The following is a 15,788-nucleotide window of genomic DNA, read 5'->3' as shown; positions in this document are numbered from 1 at the left end:
CTTCTCTAGTTTTTGTCCGCGACAGAATTGTTACGACTGCGGCGCCATGCCACATTGTACCGTCGACCCCATCTTTCCGATCCCGCCTCAAGGTTGCAAGTAAGACAGCTCATGTTCAAAAAAATTCTGATCGCCAATCGCGGCGAGATCGCCTGCCGGGTCATCAAGTCCGCCCGCAAGATGGGTATCAAGACCGTCGCCGTCTATTCCGAAGCCGATCGCGATGCGCTGCATGTCGAGATGGCCGACGAGGCCGTGTTCATCGGACCTCCGGCCGCGGCCGAGAGCTATCTCCTGATCGAGAAAATCGTCGAGGCCTGCAAGAAGACCGGCGCCGAAGCGGTGCATCCCGGCTACGGCTTCCTGTCCGAGCGCGAGGCCTTCCCGCGCGCGCTGGAAGCTGCTGGTATCGTCTTCATCGGCCCCAATCCCGGCGCCATCGCCGCCATGGGCGACAAGATTGAATCCAAGAAGGCGGCAGCCAAGGCCAACGTCTCCACGGTGCCGGGCTATCTCGGTGTCATCACCGACGACAAGCATGCGGTGAAGATCGCCGACGAGATCGGCTATCCCGTGATGATCAAGGCCTCCGCCGGCGGCGGCGGCAAGGGCATGCGCATCGCGCATTCGACTTCGGAAGTGGTCGAGGGTTTCAACCTCGCCAAGGCCGAGGCGAAGTCGTCGTTCGGCGACGACCGTGTCTTTATCGAGAAGTTCATCGTCGATCCCCGCCACATCGAAATCCAGGTGCTCGGCGACAAGCATGGCAACGTGATTTATCTCGGCGAGCGCGAATGCTCGATCCAGCGCCGCAACCAGAAGGTCATCGAGGAGGCGCCGTCGCCGCTGCTCGACGAGACCACCCGTCGCAAGATGGGCGAGCAGGCCGTGGCGCTGGCCAAGGCCGTGAATTACGACAGCGCCGGCACGGTGGAATTTGTCGCCGGCCAGGACAAGAGCTTCTACTTCCTCGAAATGAACACCCGTCTGCAGGTCGAACATCCCGTGACCGAACTGGTCACAGGCGTCGACCTCGTCGAGCAGATGATCCGTGTCGCCGCCGGCGAGAAGCTGCAGCTTGCGCAGAAGGACGTCACGCTGACCGGCTGGGCCGTGGAGTCCCGCGTCTATGCGGAAGACCCGTTCCGCAACTTTCTGCCGTCCATCGGTCGTCTCGTGAAGTATCGTCCGCCGGCCGAGAGCAAGTCCGACAACATCACCGTGCGCAACGACACCGGTGTGCAGGAGGGCGGCGAGATCTCGATCTATTACGATCCGATGATCGCCAAGCTTGTCACCCACGCCCCCTCGCGCGCCGCCGCCATCGAGGCGCAGTCTCATGCGCTCGACGCCTTCTATATCGACGGTATCCGCCACAACATTCCGTTCCTGTCGGCGCTGATGAGCCATCCGCGCTGGCGCGAGGGCAATCTCTCCACCGGCTTCATCGCCGAGGAATTCCCGAAGGGCTTCGCCGCCAGGGCGCCGGAGGGCGAAGTCGCCCGCCGTATCGCCGCGGTGGCCGCGGCCGTCGACTCCATCTACGGCGAACGCAAGCGGCAGATTTCCGGCCAGTTGATCGGCCGTCCGGTGACCCGTGCGGGTCGCCGCGCCGTGTGGCTGGAGCGCGAGGAGATCGCGCTCGACGTGGCCCGTGACGGCGATGTCGTGACGGTGGCCTTCGTCGGTGCTGACGGCAAGACGGGTGCGCCGCATAAGCTCTCGTCGTCCTGGAAGCCGGGCGTGCCGGTCTGGGAAGGCACCATCGATGGCCATAACGTCGCTATGCAGGTGCGCCCTCAGACGTCGGGCATCCGCATCGCGCATCAGGGTTATGAAGTCGCGGTCAATGTCTTCACCGAGGCGGAGGCTACCGCTGCGCGCCTGATGCCGGTGGGCGTCAAGGCCGACACCGGCAAGAAGCTGCTGTGCCCGATGCCGGGCCTCGTCGTCTCGATTGCCGTGACCGAAGGTCAGGACGTCAAGGCCGGCGAGACCCTCGCCGTTGTGGAGGCGATGAAGATGCAGAACGTGCTCCGCGCTGAACGCGACGGCACCGTCAAGAAAATCCATGCCGCTGCTGGCGCAACGCTGGCGGTGGATGCGCTCATTCTTGAATTCGCGTGACGACGTTCCGGCAACGCCGTTACGGGCTCCGGGCGATCCTGTCCGGCGATCGCTGCATGCGTCCGGGATCGGTCTATGACGCGATCTCGGTGCGTATCGCCGAGGACCTCGGCTTCGAGGTCGGCATGTTCGGCGGCTCGGCGGCGTCGCTCGCCATTCTCGGTGATCCCGACATCGCGCTGATCACGCTGTCCGAACTCACCGAGCAGATGCGGCGCATGTCGCGCGCCGGCTCGCTGCCGGTGCTGGTCGATGCCGATCACGGCTACGGCAATGCGCTGAATGTCCGCCGTACGGTGGAAGAGCTGGAAGCCGCCGGCGCCGCCGGCCTGACCATCGAGGACACGCTGCTGCCCGCCGCCTTTGGCGAAGCGAAGGCGCAGCTGATCTCTCCGGAAGAGGGGCTCGGCAAGGTCAAGGCTGCACTGAATGCGCGACAGGACCCGGCGCTGGTGATTGTGGGGCGCACCGGCGCCGCGTCGATCACATCCGTTGATGACGCGATCGCACGCGCCAAATCCTATGAAGCTGCCGGCGTCGATGCAGTGATGTTCACCGGCCTCAAGAGCCGCGCCGAATTGCAGGCTGCGGCTGCGGCGACCACGCTGCCGATCGTGCTTGGCAGTCCCACCGACGACATGGATTGGGATTTCCTCAGCGCCCAGCGCGTGCGCATCGCCATTCAGGGTCATGCGCCGATCTCCGCGGCGACCGCCGCCGTCCATGCGACTCTTAAAGCGGTACGGGAAGGTGCGGGGCCGAAGGATCTGAAGAATCTTGCCTCAAGCGAGTTGATGGAGAGCGTCACCCGCGGTGCCGTCGTGAAACAGCGCGGCATCGATTTCCTGGGACTCAAGAAATAGATGAGTGGCGTGATCCGTCACGTGATGATCCTCGGCCGCGTGCAGGGCGTTGGCTATCGCTACTGGGCCGGCCAACAAGCCTCGTTGCTCGGCCTCGAAGGCTGGGCGCGCAACCGCCGCGATGGCAGTGTGGAAGCGGTGTTTGCGGGGCCGGCCGATATTGTCACTGACATGATCGAGGCGTGCCGCCGTGGTCCAACGGCCGCGCGCGTCGATAGCGTCGTGACGAGCGATGCCACGCCCGACATGCTTGCCCTACGCGTCAACGGTGAGGTTTTCTCGCAATTGCCGACGCTGTAATTTCGATCGCGTCGCTCAGATCGTTGTTTCCGCCGCGAACTGCTCGGCCTCGCCGAACACCTCGCCGAACGCCTGCCGTAGCGCCACGTCCACATCGGTCATGCTGACGGGCAGGCCGAGATCGACCAGGCTGGTGACGCCGTAGCGCGGATCGACCACGCCGCAGGGCACGATGGCGTCGAAATGCGCCAGATCCGGTTCCACATTGATGGCGATGCCATGGAACGAGACCCAGCGCCGCAGCCGTACGCCGATGGCGGCGATCTTGTCCTCATATCCCGCGCCCTTGTCGGGGCGGGCAACCCAGACCCCGACGCGGTCCTCGCGCCGCTCGCCCTTCACGTTGAAGGCGTCCAGCGTCCGGATGATCAGATCTTCCAGCGCCGCCACATAGGCCCGCACGTCCGGCCGGCGCGCCTTCAGGTCGAGCATCACATAGGCCACCCGCTGGCCGGGGCCGTGATAGGTCACCTGGCCGCCGCGGCCGGTCTCGAACACTGGGTACCGGGCATCCAGCAGGTCGTCCGACTTGCCGGAGGTGCCGGACGTATAGAGCGGGGGGTGTTCCAGCAGCCAGACCAGTTCCGGCGCCGTGCCCTCGGCAATGGCGGCGGCCCGGGCTTCCATCTCGGCCACGGCTTCCGGATAGGGAATCGGGGCGTCGGACACCCGCCATTCTACCGGCCGGCCGGCGACGCCGCGAGAAAACACTGTCAAATCGAGGGTTTGGCGGTCATTAACCATTGGCTAACCATAACATGTTGATCTCGCACGCACTGCAATCTTGCATCTGAGCGATCCTGCATCTGGGAATTTGAGGCCGACGTGCCAACCCTCGATAAAATTACCGTCGATATCATGGTGGTTCTCGGCACCACGTCTATGCCCGTCCACCAGGTGATGCGGCTCAGCCGCGGCGCCATCATCGAACTGGATGCCACAGAGCAGGACGAGGTCAAAATTCTCGCCAATAACCTGCCTGTCGCCAGTGGTGTGGTGATGGTCGATCGCAACCGGATTGCGGTCGAGGTCAAGCAGATGCTGCCGCGGTCGCCCGATCACAGATAGGTGGTCCGGAGAGGCCAAGAGGCCTTGTCTCCCCATCATTGGTTTGTTACATCGGCGCCGGTTGATCCGGCCGGGCGATTTGCCCTCGCCGGATTTCTTTAGCGCTCGTGGCGGAATTGGTAGACGCGCTGCCTTGAGGTGGCAGTCCGTAACAGGGTGGGGGTTCGAGTCCCTCCGAGCGCACCACACCTCATCCTTGAAATTGTTGGTCTTTTCCCTGCGGTGCGATGTCGTATTTCTGATGCGACGAGCCGTGGGCACGCAACAAGACGGCATTTATCCGTGCAATGAGAGGCTGGCGGGGCCGGTTAGCGGCAACCGACTCGTGAGCTGTCGACAATGACAAAATACCAGCAAGTCGCAGGGCCCGTATTCCCGAATGAATGCCGCGTGTCCGCCTGACGCCGACCAAGACCGATTGAGAGTAAAAAAAGCGCCGCGCTGCTGACAGCAACGCGGCGCTTTGATCCTTGGCGACCTACTTCTTCATGCCGTCCTTGGCCATCCCATCCTTGGCCATGCCGTCCTTCTTCATGTTCTTGCTCATGCCTGACGTGCCGGACATGCCGTCCTTCCTCATGGAGTCCGGACGATCAACGGCAGTGCCGGTACTGATTGTTCCCGGCTGATTCACGCCTGCACCGGTCGAGCCCGGCTGCGGCGCGCTGGGATTTGCGCCTGACTGGGCGAATGCGGACGTTGCGGTGAAGCCGACGACGGCTGCTGCAATCAAGATCTTCTTCACTGGGATGTCCTCTCTGTCATTGCGGTGCGCACCAAGAAACAACAGCTAAAGAATATCGTTCCTTCCGAATGACGGCGTTTGGAACGATCCTCCCTGGCCTCGGTTGGCGCATGCTCATGCCTAAAGGAAATCAGAACGCGTTCGACAATGAGCTGCTAGCGGCTATCGTTGCGGTGGCGCTCTCGGGCTTCGTCACGCTCGTGCTGTGGGTAATGTTTGGATCGTAGTAAGCGCAATGTTGTGCCACATTCAGCCGATGCGTTGTCTCGGCTTGATCAGCCGCTCGCCGCAAGCAGAAGAGCGCAGATCGCGGCGCCCACGCCAGAGCTCGATCAAGCTCGAGATCGTTTTCTTTATGAGGTCGTTTTTCAACTCCGGGATGATCTCATAATACTGAAAACGCAATACTTCCGTTCGGACAAAGGTCTGCTTATTCGCAAAAGTCTTATACGTCGTGCTTATTCCGCAGCTTGCAAAAATGCGGGATCGCAAGTGGTGAAGCTCAAATTGTCATCAAAGTCGTGAAGCGGCTTGCTCTCTTTGTCTCTTATGCACGCCGCCTGTAGCTGTTCTTTGGTAAAACCACGTTTCGCTGTTCCCCGAAAATCCGCAAGGCTGACATCTGCTCCTCCGAAGTCGGCGTCCTTGAGGTGGGCATTTTGAAATACAGCGCCGGCCAGGTGGGCATGATTGAACTTAGCACCGGTGAGAGTCGCGTTGAAAAAGAACACAGACCAGCAACGATATCGCTTCCATTGATTGTATATTTCTGCGTGAACCCAATGCGCTGCGTTGAATGGTTTGCCTCTCTTTTCGAGCCCTTCTCTCTCGATTGATAAAGCGGCATCCAGTCCCGTTGCTCGATTGTTGAAGATGGAAGCTCGGAAATCAGCACCCTCGGCCTTCGATCCCTCGAAGCTGGTTCGCCTGAGAAAGGTGCCAGAGAAACGTCCGCAAGAACGGTCGCTGGCTGCAAAACTTATATCGTCCATATACAGATGATTGAAATTTGGTCGCCTTGCCAAACGCGCCTGCTTCGCCATGCTGAAACCCCAGACACAGGTCTTTTGCGCTGAGCTATAATTCTCGGAAAAATACTGCGAAAAATTCGGATTTCCAATGACGTCGATCGCTGCTTGAATGTCTTCGGCCACTTCTTCGCGGTGCTTTGGTCGCCCATCATAACGACCATCGCATTCTACGGATGCTCTCAGGATATCCTTCGTGGTCTTCGATCTAATCGATGAGGCGAGAATTTGGTCCACCCGTCTAAGGTGCTTGTCTGGATCCAAGGCCGCGAGTTGTTCAAGCGAATAGGCTCCGGAAACGCTTCTTTCCACTTGAGGAGACGTCAAGGATTGTATCGCTTCCGAGAGAAGTCCGAGCTGCGCTTGGGCAGTCCGAAGTTCAAAGTCGTTGGTCCACTGTCTTGAACTGATGCCAAACTGTGTAACTACAAGAATAAAAGTAGCGATAATCGCGAGGACGAAGGGAATTTGAATCTGGGTTTTTCGAAGTTGATCCTGAACTTCGATTACTTTCAGCTCTTTAGCCGATAGGTGTATGGGGACTTGTGCCTGCGGCGCCCTCTGCCACGCCCAGAAATAGGCAAGGAGGCCGACAATAATCAGCAGTGCGATCAAGACGATGAGAATTTGCGAGGATATGCGCTCGAAAACAAAGTTAGCCCCTCCGGATAGGTACGAACAAGCTATCAGGATGGCTTCCCAAATAGATGCGGCGCCATTGAAGGTTGTTTCAAACATTTCATAATCTCATTTAACCGGACTGAATGGGCCCACAGCGAAAATTCGATCTAGAAGTCGGCGAGCTTTCGCTAGGTGCGATATTTCGTGGGGGTCGAGGGGGTGGCCATCCCAGTCGACAATACGAACCGGGTCCTGCGTCACTAACTTTTGCGAGGTCCTGCCGCGGTAAGTGTGGTCGGTTAAAATGAGAGCGAGTTTGAGGTTGCGCGGACAATACTGCTTTCCAGCTCGTAAATTGGTGTCTCCCCAAGTGACCAATGCGGAAATATGAACCATCTCTTGGATCGTTTTGGCGTGTCGATCTTGACCGACATAGATCTGGCGGGAGAATCGCGGAAACCGGTAGCTGGTATTGGCGATTGATCGCCACGCGATGCGCCAGAGTTTGTAGATACGTGACCGCGATTCTGATATGGAGTGGATTCTTACGCCGCCGCTAGGTATTGGGGCAAAGCGCTTTCCAACTGTAATTGGGAAGTATCTGCAATGGTGCTTGAGGCGCTTGATCATCCAGTCGAGCGTAATGTCGTCAGGATTGCGAACGGGGGCGTTTGCTGCCCACTCCAATGTGTTATGGTTGCCACCCCCAATGTCGGAGTGCGATCCGGAAAACCAGACCTGTTCGGTGATCGAGTTAATTACGCTGAACTTAGGGGCTCGCCAGACAGCGGCAGAAAACGTTAGTCTGTGCTCGTCAATCGCGAGGGCTTGCAGGTTCAGCTTTGATATCCCGGACAAGTCGACGTCGTGAAACTCGAAGAGGTCGCGATTTTCGCGCCATGCACGCCTTATTGGAATGCCGAGTGCGCCCACCGTGTCAAAAACAGCAATGCCCTCGATTCGCGTTGCGTCTGGCTCATGTATGAGATGAGCGAGTTCGCTGGACACGGAGCTGAAATGATCGCTTCTATTTGCGCGATAGTAGTGCCACACCTTTGACTCGTTGATGCGAGAGCTGTTTTCACGCTTCAACAGGCCGGCTACGGCGATCAAACCGACTAGTGAGCGGGCGGTATATGCGCCTCTTGAGAAGCCAAGTACGAATACGTGGTCGCCCGGCTCGTAATTATGGGCGAGATAACGGTAAGCCCGACGAACGTTGCGCTCAAGTCCCACTCCGAAGGCGCCGCCCAACGGCCTGTCGAGCAGGCCTCCCGTACCGACTCCTCGGTCATAATAGACGGAAGTCTCGATCGATTGCGGAGCGCCATTTCTGTCGGCGTAAGTAAATGTACGCCTTGTTCCTGCCGCGGTCGGTGAAATAGGATCTAGGCTTTCCGAAATCAGCTCGCGAATTCTGACTATGTTTGTATCGTTTCCGTCGGCTTCGGAATCGTTCCAGGTGCCGTCGAGCAGGATGACAATACACTTTGGCATTCGGGACTCGGGAATTGACGGTGATTGGAAAAGAACAGCTTGGTGGATAATCTCTTAGGTTGCATGTTTTCTACGCGGACCGCAAATCGGGAGGAGTGCTTGATCGGAAGCAAACTAGGTTATTCGCAGTTCTGTGGATTGTTGGGGCAGGGACAGCGTCTGTCTATGCAGACGCTTGGCTAATTGGGGGGCAACGCTAGTTTATCCGCTCGCCGCCAGCACCAGCGCGCACATTGCCGCCACAGCCCCAATCACGAATGTCGCGCCATAGCCGAATAGCCCGGCGGCGTAGCCGACGGCGGGCGCAGTCAGACCTATCGCCAGATCGAAGAAGGCGATGAAATTCGCCACGGCACGACCGCGCTGTTCGATCGGCACGCGGCGCGTGGCTTCGACGCCCATCGACGGGAAGATCAGCGAGAAGCCGATGCCGGTGACCAGCGCGCCGAGCAAAGCGAGCATCGGGCTTGTCGACAGCCAGATCAGCGCCTGGCCGAGCGCCTCGATGGCTAGCGAGGCTATCGCCACGCGGGCGCCGCCGAACTGGTCGGGCAGGTGGCTGCCGACCAGGCGTACGAAGATAAAGCCCGTCGAGAACGCCGCCAGCGCGATGCCGGCGCCGGACCAGCCACGCTCCACATAGGTCAGCGCCAGAAAGCCGGTGATCCCTGCGAAGGGAATGGTGGCCAGAAACAGGACCGTGCCGGAACGCCAGATCAGTCCGATCACCTTGTAGAATGGCGTGCGTTCGGTGCTGCCCGACACAGGCACGTCAGGGATGGCGTAGGCGATCCCCAGCGCGATCAGTGGAGAGATGGCCGCAAGCACGCCGACGCCGGCAAAGCCGATCGATGCGTAGACGGCAAGGCCGATCGGTGCGCCCAATCCAATCGCCGAATACATGGCGATGCCCTGCCACGACATCACCAGACCAGTGCGGTGCGTGCCGAGCCGTCCGATGCACCAGCTCATGGCGCCGGTGATGAACAGGCTCTCGCCGAAGCCGAGCGCGATGCGTCCGATCAAGAGCAGCGCGAGCTTGCCTTCTGCCGGCAGCGGCGCAACGGCGGCGAGCAGATAGAATAGGCCGGCGAGGGCCGACAGCGGCAGGCCGAGCCGTATCACATAGCGCGCGCCGCGATGGTCGCTCATGGTGCCGGCGCGGTGCCGGGTGAGCACGGTCACCACCGACTGGAGGCCGATGGCGAAGCCGATCACGCCGGCCGAGAAGCCGAGCTGGTCATGGATGTAGAGCGAGAGCGGCGGCAGCGGCAGGCCAACCGAGAGGAAGCCGAAAAACACGATCGCGACCTGCTTGATCAGGCTCCTGCGGTCGTCGCGGCTGAGCGGTGCGGGTTTGGACGCAGCTTTGAATATTGGGGGAGCGTTCTGGTTCATGTCGACGTGCTTTCGAGGCGGCCAGCCATGGTGGGGCTGTCCGGAGCTGAGCACGTTGAGTGACGTTAACGCTTACGGCGGGGAGACACCCTGCAATGACGGCTGGTTACGGCGAAGCAGGTTCCTCTGTCAAGGTTGTATAGTGCGGGAAAAGCCGCCGCACGGTCGCGCTTATGGCACGGTGCCCGAACATGACGTCGTGATCTTGCTACCGAAGCCGCCGCAGACATCATCGCGCCGGGCCGAGCATGCCAGCCGCTCCTCGGCCGGCCGCAGCGCGCTGACTGTCACGCGCCGTCGTTGACAAAAGTCCGTTGGCGCGTTGCGGATAAATCTCCAGATGCATTGCAGTTGTCATCATCCTTTAGCGCTCGGGTAACGACTTGCCAGTAGCAACGCCGCCGTCCGGCAGCTAGACATGGCCGGTAGCGTCGATCTTCCGGAGCGGACATGAAATATCTGAGCTATGCCTATCGTTTCATCTCCAACTTTGCCTTTCTGGCGCTGGTCTATTTCAGCCTGAACTTCGTCGGCGCCTATCAGCAGCGCGCCATCGTGGCGGCGCTGGTGCTGGCCTATGCCGGCATGCGGGCGATCTCGGCGCTGCGCTCCTTCGTCTTCTTCAAGGCGATCGAGAAGCTCGAACTCGAAGCACGCCGGCTCGGCGGCTTGTCCGGTGAGGGCCCGGCTGCCGTTGCAACACGCAAGATGGTTGTGAAGGACGTGGTCGAGCAGCGCCAGGCCGGCGAGATGAAGTCCTATATCGACCTGCTGTTCCTCGGCATCATCGTGGTGCTGTGTATCGCCAAAATCGTCAGCTGATCCCGGCGCGCTCAGCGCGGAACAGCAACTGCAGTCGGATGCAGTCCCGGCGGAATGGCGCCGGGGATGGTGCGTCTGGCGGCGCTGGCGTCGATCGAGATCAGTTTCGCAATCGCATCTGAATCGCTGCCGCGGGCAGGCGCCGTCTGTTGAGCGTGATGTGGTAGCTGCACGAGTGCCTTGATCGGCTTGCCGTGACGTTCGGCGAGCTCGAACAGGTCCTGTGCCGGTACCGGCAGCGCGGCACTGCTGGTCATCGCATGCAGCGTCGCGGCGCGCGGCCATGGCGCCTGTTCGGGCAATGGCACGGCATTGCGCGGCCGGCGCATGCGATCGAAATTCTCGGTTAGCGACAGCATCTGGTCGGAGGCCGAGATCGCCGGCGCCGGCAGCATGTCGTCATGGGCAAAGGCGAATGTCGGCACCTTGTGCCAGCGCGTGACGGCCACGGTCTCCGACACCGGATGCAACTGCCACTGCTGCGGCTCCGTGGGCGTCTTCGGCTTGTCCGGCGTTGCCGCCTCGACATGGACGATGCGATAGCCGCCGGCCTTGAGGTCGCGCAGGATGCCGGGCAGGGCGGCGACGGTCCGCGGCTGGATATCGTGCAGCAACAGGATGCCCTTGCCCTTGGCGGCGATGCGCGAGATCGCGAGGTCATGGACCTTCTGCGACGACACATGGCGCCAGTCGTCGGCGGGGAAATCGGCGCTCCAGGTCTGGATCCCGCGCGAGGCCAGATAATCCTCCACGACGCTGGCGCGCAGCAGGCCGGGAATGCGGAAGAACGGCGACAGCAGCGCGGGATCGCCGAGCGCCGCCGTGGTGTTGGCGATGCCGTCCTCGATTTCCTGCTGCGCCTTCTCGATCGGCATGCGGTTCATGCTGAGCGGATGGTTCTGGCTATGGGTGCCGACGGTGTGGCCGAGCGCGATCAGCTTGCGCACGCCTTCGGGATGTTCCTTCGCCATCCGGCCGATGATGAAGAACGTCGCCTTCACGCATTCGGAGGCCAGGATATCGAGGATCGCGTTCGAGTGTTTCGGGATCGGACCGTCGTCGAAGGTCAGCACGACCTCCTTGTCCTGGAGCGGCAGCGTCTCGGCATATTGCATGGTGCCGATCTTGGGGTGCTCGCGGGGATCGACCACGATGGTGCGCGAGGTGCCGAGCGCGCCGGGATTGCCCGGGCACGCCTCGGCCGACAGAGCGCTGGTGGTGGAGGCTGCGGCGGCGGTGAACAGGGTCAGGCCGGTGAGCAGGCTCAGGCACAGAAGGCGTCGTGCCCGGTCAGTCGTCGCCTTGTTCATTGGTCGATCCGTCACTCGCTTTGATGTCGGCTGTGAAGTTACCGGGGCGGCTGTGAACGCAATGTTAATCATGTCGGCCCGCCGACGGTATTTTCCGCATCCTGATGATCGCGCGTTCTACTGGGAACTGGAGCGGGCGGACCCTGCGGCCGGCGGCACGATATGCACGACCCGGTAGCGGTTCTCCCGGAGATAGCGCAGGAAATCGGGCAGCATCGCGGCAGTCTGCGCCTTGGTGTCGTGAAACAGGATGATTCCCCGCCCGGCGGCCTTGAGCCTGCCGGTAATCAGCTCCAGTTGCTGCTGCGGTGTCATGGGATTCCAGTCGCTGGCCCAGAAATCCGCGCCGAACACTGAGATCCGGCGGGATTGCAGCATGTCCAGCAGGGCCGGGGTCGACTCGAAATAGGGAAACCGGAAGAACGGCGTGGTCGGCACGGTCGTCGCCTTGCCATTCAGCGCCATTTCGTCGGCGCTGATGCCGCGGTCGATCTGTTCGATGGCGGCCGCATTGCTGATCTTCTTGAGGTCGGCATGGGCGAGGGTGTGATGTCCGATGGTGTGGCCCTCGGCGGCCATGCGCTTCACCAGCGCTGCATTGGCCGTCGCGCTGTTGCCGATCAGGAAGAAGGTCGCGCGAACACATTCGCGCGACAGCGCCGTGAGAATTTTCGTTGTGGTCGGCGCATTCGGGCCGTCGTCGAAGGTCAGCACGACCTCGCGGTCTTCCAGCGGCAGCGTGTCTGGAAAACTCTGCGTTCCGACCCGCGGAGTGGTCCTGGGATCCACGGTGAGAATGCGTGCGGTGCCGAGCGTATCCTTGCGCGGGCAGTCTTCCGCATGGGCGATAACGGTCGATGCAATCAAGGCAAGAATGGCGGCCTTCAACACGATCACGACACTTTCCCGGCCGCTGATTTGGCGCACCGCATTTTTCCGATTGCATCAGGCATTGCGCATTGGGTAATGCCTGATGCGAGCTTCCGTTCACAGATGGATTAGCGCATTTCCGACAGGATAGCGCTAGCTCCGTCACCCCCCAAACAAGCAGGCGAGGTGCGGCATGGCCGATGACGTCGATCTCGCCCAATCGGTCGCTCCCGAGGAATTGTCGGCGCTCGACAAGATGCCGATGCGCGATGCCGAAGGCGACATCCGCCCCGAATTTGTCGAGGCGATCTCGCACGCGGTTCAGGTAGCCGATACCGCATTCCTCAAGGAGATCGTCGGCGAGCTCCATGAGGCCGATCTTGGCGACCTGATCGAAGCCCTCGATGCCGACGAGCGCGCGCCACTGATCGAGCTGACCGGCGCCGATTTCGACTTCTCGGCGCTCAACGAGGTCGACGACACCGTCCGCGAGGAACTGCTCGAGGAACTGGAGCCGGAAACTGTCGCCGAGGGTGTACGCGAACTCGATTCCGACGATGCCGTCGAACTGCTCGAAGGCGTCGACGAGGAGGTCCAGGACGAGATTCTCGAGAAGCTGCCGCTGTCCGAGCGCGTGGCGCTGGAGCGGAGCCTCACTTACCCGGAAAACTCCGCCGGCCGGCGGATGCAGACCGAATTCATTGCGGTCCCGCCGGACTGGAATGTCGGTCAGGTCATCGACTATATGCGCGAAACGCCGGACCTGCCGGATCGGTTCTACGAGATCTATTCCGTCGGCGCCGATCAGCGCTGGCAGGGCGCAGTGTCGCTGGACGCACTGCTGCGCGCGCGCCGTCCGGTGCTGCTGGCTGATCTGATCGATGAGGACCGCCGCCGCGTCTCGGTGTTGGACGATCAGGAGGAAGTGGCGCGGATGTTCGGCAAGTACAATCTTGTCGCGGCGCCTGTGGTCGATACCGATGACCGGCTGGTCGGCGTCATCACCATCGACGACGTCGTCGACGTCATCGAGGAGGAGGCCGACGAGGACCTCAAGGCGCTCGGCGGCGTCACGTCGGACGAAGAACTGTCGGACAATTTCTGGACCATCGCCAAGGGCCGCTTTACCTGGCTGCTGATCAATCTCGCCACCGCCTTCATCGCGTCGTCGGTGCTGGGCCTGTTCGAGGACCAGCTGCAGCAGATGGTGGCGCTGGCGGTGCTGGCACCCATTGTCGCCAGCCAGGGCGGCAATGCCGCAACCCAGACCATGACGGTTGCGGTGCGCGCATTGGCGACGCGGCAGCTCAACCCCAACAACGCCATGCGCATCGTGATCCGCGAAGGCCTTGTCGGCCTGATCAACGGACTGGCCTTTGCCGTGATCACCGGCATCGCAGCCTATGCCTGGTTCAAGACGCCCGGTCTCGGCATCGTCATCGGCCTTGCAATGATCTGCAATCTGATCGCCGGCGCACTCGGCGGCATCCTGATCCCGATGGTGCTCGAACGCGTCAAGGCCGATCCGGCCGTGGCTTCCGGTACATTCGTGACCACCGTGACCGACGTAGTCGGCTTCTTCGCTTTCTTGGGGATCGCGACGCTGTGGTTCGGGCTGAAGTAGGGATCATTCGCGACGTTTCAGCCGTCTTGATCCATCTTATGCTCAATTGCCCTTTGCCGTGACATCGGGCTGCGCAAGCCCGATGTCCAAATAAGCCTCTATCTGCTTCACGAGCTGTGCCCTCTTGAATGGGATAGCCCTCATGCTCACAAAGCGGTGCACTCGGGGTGATTTTCCTGTAAGCGCTCGCTTCACACGTTCTCCGTTGCCGACGTGACGAACCAACATACAGGAGGAATACATGCCGGCTCTGCCGCTCTCGGGCATCAAGGTTATCGATATGACGCGGGTGCTTGCCGGCCCGATCGCGGGTCAGATGCTTGGCGATTTCGGCGCCGAAGTCATCAAGATCGAACGCCCTGGAACTGGCGACGATTCCCGCGCGTTCGGCCCTCCTTATCTGAACGATCCGGACGGTAGCAGGCGAGACAACTCCTTCTATCTTTGCGCCAATCGCAACAAGAAATCGGTCACCGTCAATGTGGCCAAGCCTGAAGGCCAGGAGATCATTCGCGAACTCGTCAAGACCGCCGACGTGTTGTTGGAAAACTACAAGGTCGGCGACCTCAAGCGTTATGGCCTCGACTACGACGCGATCAAAGCCATCAACCCGCGCATCGTCTACTGCTCGGTGACGGGCTTCGGACAAACCGGTCCCTACGCCACACGCGCCGGCTATGATGCGATCCTGCAGGCGATGGGTGGTCTCATGAGCGTGACGGGCCATCTCGATGGCGAGCCGGGCGAGGGCCCCATGAAGGTCGGTCCCTCGATCGTGGACTATATGACCGGCTTGAATGCCACCATCGGCGTGATGTCGGCGCTCTATCATCGCGATGCCGGCGGCGGCGAGGGACAGCAAATCGATGCTTGTCTGTTCGATACGGTGATCGCCTCCCTTTCACATTGGCTCCAACCCTATCTCATCAGCGGAAAAGTCCCGCCGCGGCGCGGAACCTGGGGCAATGGCGGCATGCCTGCCGGTGTCTTTCGTTGCACCGATGGCGAGTTGATGCTCGTGAATGGCAATGACGGCCAGTTCCAGCGGACATGCGAAGTGCTCGGAGAGCCGGATTTGGCCAAGGATCCGCGCTTCTTGAAGAACAACGACCGTGTCGTTCATGGGAAGGAGATCATGGCCATCTTCGCCGGTCTTTTCCTGAAGCAGCCCGTCGCCTACTGGCTGGAGCGTCTGGAGGCGGTCGGCGTACCGTCCGGCCCGATCAACGACTTCGATCAGGTTTTCGCGGACCCTCATGTGAAGTCCCGCGGTATGCGCGTGAGCTCGAACCATCCCTTCGAGCCGGCGCTTTCGCTCGTACGAAATCCGCTGATGTTTTCGGGCACGCCGATCACCGAATATCATGCGCCGCCACTTCTCGGCTCCAACACGGAAGAAATCCTGTCCACCATCGGCTACGACGGCGAACGGATCGCCGCGCTGAGGACGAAGGGCATCGTCTAGGCCGGTCGGGGCAGGCGATCGATGGCGTCACACCTGTATTCGCTCTCATC

14 protein-coding genes and 1 tRNA gene are annotated in these 15,788 nt (G+C 61.0%); 8 read left to right on the top strand and 7 right to left on the bottom strand.

What is annotated here, in order from left to right; genetic code table 11:
- The first annotated feature begins 111 nt into the window (after positions 1 to 111).
- The 3 genes from AB8A23_RS22815 to AB8A23_RS22805 are packed head-to-tail and all read left to right on the top strand — an operon-like array spanning position 112 to position 3,290.
- Positions 112 to 2,127 carry an acetyl-CoA carboxylase biotin carboxylase subunit gene (locus AB8A23_RS22815; protein ID WP_439058141.1) on the top strand — a complete coding sequence of 672 codons (2,016 nt, stop codon included), beginning with the start codon at positions 112 to 114 and terminating at the stop codon, positions 2,125 to 2,127.
- A gap of 56 nt (positions 2,128 to 2,183) precedes the next feature.
- Positions 2,184 to 2,990 carry an isocitrate lyase/PEP mutase family protein gene (locus AB8A23_RS22810; protein ID WP_439060475.1) on the top strand — a complete coding sequence of 269 codons (807 nt, stop codon included), beginning with the start codon at positions 2,184 to 2,186 and terminating at the stop codon, positions 2,988 to 2,990.
- Positions 2,991 to 3,290 (top strand): acylphosphatase, encoded by a 300-nt coding sequence (locus AB8A23_RS22805; RefSeq protein ID WP_439058142.1) that lies wholly within the window; start codon positions 2,991 to 2,993, stop codon positions 3,288 to 3,290. It begins immediately after the preceding gene.
- 15 nt (positions 3,291 to 3,305) lie between these two features.
- Here AB8A23_RS22805 and lipB read toward each other — a convergent pair whose 3' ends face one another.
- The gene (lipB, locus tag AB8A23_RS22800; RefSeq protein WP_439058143.1) at positions 3,306 to 4,034 is read right to left on the bottom strand and encodes a lipoyl(octanoyl) transferase LipB; all 729 of its coding nucleotides are present in this window, start codon (positions 4,032 to 4,034) and stop codon (positions 3,306 to 3,308) included.
- A gap of 81 nt (positions 4,035 to 4,115) precedes the next feature.
- Between lipB and AB8A23_RS22795 the strand changes: the two genes are divergently transcribed.
- Together AB8A23_RS22795 and AB8A23_RS22790 are read left to right on the top strand one after the other, a co-directional pair.
- Entirely contained in the window at positions 4,116 to 4,358 is a 243-nt protein-coding gene (locus AB8A23_RS22795; protein ID WP_068730739.1) for a FliM/FliN family flagellar motor switch protein, read from the top strand.
- Positions 4,359 to 4,459: 101 nt separating this feature from the next.
- Positions 4,460 to 4,544: transfer RNA gene (locus tag AB8A23_RS22790), tRNA-Leu, on the top strand.
- 292 nt (positions 4,545 to 4,836) lie between these two features.
- Here AB8A23_RS22790 and AB8A23_RS22785 read toward each other — a convergent pair.
- The 4 genes from AB8A23_RS22785 to AB8A23_RS22770 all read right to left on the bottom strand — a co-directional run bounded on the left by AB8A23_RS22785 (position 4,837) and on the right by AB8A23_RS22770 (position 9,647).
- Positions 4,837 to 5,103, bottom strand: coding sequence for a hypothetical protein (locus AB8A23_RS22785; protein WP_439058144.1), 267 nt, complete (start codon positions 5,101 to 5,103; stop codon positions 4,837 to 4,839).
- A gap of 458 nt (positions 5,104 to 5,561) precedes the next feature.
- The gene (locus AB8A23_RS22780; RefSeq protein WP_439058145.1) at positions 5,562 to 6,869 is read right to left on the bottom strand and encodes a pentapeptide repeat-containing protein; all 1,308 of its coding nucleotides are present in this window, start codon (positions 6,867 to 6,869) and stop codon (positions 5,562 to 5,564) included.
- 9 nt (positions 6,870 to 6,878) lie between these two features.
- Positions 6,879 to 8,249, bottom strand: coding sequence for a DUF2235 domain-containing protein (locus AB8A23_RS22775; protein ID WP_439058146.1), 1,371 nt, complete (start codon positions 8,247 to 8,249; stop codon positions 6,879 to 6,881).
- A gap of 201 nt (positions 8,250 to 8,450) precedes the next feature.
- Entirely contained in the window at positions 8,451 to 9,647 is a 1,197-nt protein-coding gene (locus AB8A23_RS22770; RefSeq protein WP_439058147.1) for an MFS transporter, read from the bottom strand.
- A gap of 450 nt (positions 9,648 to 10,097) precedes the next feature.
- On the opposite strand from AB8A23_RS22770, the gene AB8A23_RS22765 reads away from it, so the two are divergent.
- Entirely contained in the window at positions 10,098 to 10,469 is a 372-nt protein-coding gene (locus tag AB8A23_RS22765) for a hypothetical protein (protein WP_120290268.1), read from the top strand.
- A gap of 11 nt (positions 10,470 to 10,480) precedes the next feature.
- On the opposite strand, the gene AB8A23_RS22760 is transcribed toward AB8A23_RS22765, so the two are convergent.
- Together AB8A23_RS22760 and AB8A23_RS22755 are read right to left on the bottom strand one after the other, a co-directional pair.
- Positions 10,481 to 11,779, bottom strand: coding sequence for a polysaccharide deacetylase family protein (locus tag AB8A23_RS22760; protein ID WP_439058148.1), 1,299 nt, complete (start codon positions 11,777 to 11,779; stop codon positions 10,481 to 10,483).
- A gap of 117 nt (positions 11,780 to 11,896) precedes the next feature.
- On the bottom strand, positions 11,897 to 12,676 hold the full coding sequence (locus AB8A23_RS22755; protein WP_439066029.1) for a polysaccharide deacetylase family protein: 780 nt from the start codon (positions 12,674 to 12,676) through the stop codon (positions 11,897 to 11,899).
- Between the two features lie 166 nt (positions 12,677 to 12,842).
- Here AB8A23_RS22755 and mgtE point away from each other — a divergent pair, with 166 nt between their 5' ends.
- Both mgtE and AB8A23_RS22745 read left to right on the top strand, forming a co-directional pair.
- Entirely contained in the window at positions 12,843 to 14,273 is a 1,431-nt protein-coding gene (gene mgtE / locus AB8A23_RS22750; protein WP_439058150.1) for a magnesium transporter, read from the top strand.
- A gap of 241 nt (positions 14,274 to 14,514) precedes the next feature.
- Positions 14,515 to 15,738 (top strand): CaiB/BaiF CoA transferase family protein, encoded by a 1,224-nt coding sequence (locus AB8A23_RS22745; RefSeq protein WP_439058151.1) that lies wholly within the window; start codon positions 14,515 to 14,517, stop codon positions 15,736 to 15,738.
- The last annotated feature ends 50 nt before the right edge of the window (positions 15,739 to 15,788 follow it).

Origin of the sequence: Tardiphaga sp. 619_E2_N8_4, assembly GCF_051810905.1 — a bacterium.
GTDB classification, from domain to species: Bacteria; Pseudomonadota; Alphaproteobacteria; order Rhizobiales; family Xanthobacteraceae; genus Tardiphaga; species Tardiphaga robiniae.
The sequence above is the reverse complement of the archived record's forward strand: the minus strand, read 5'-3'. Positions and strand labels throughout refer to the sequence as shown.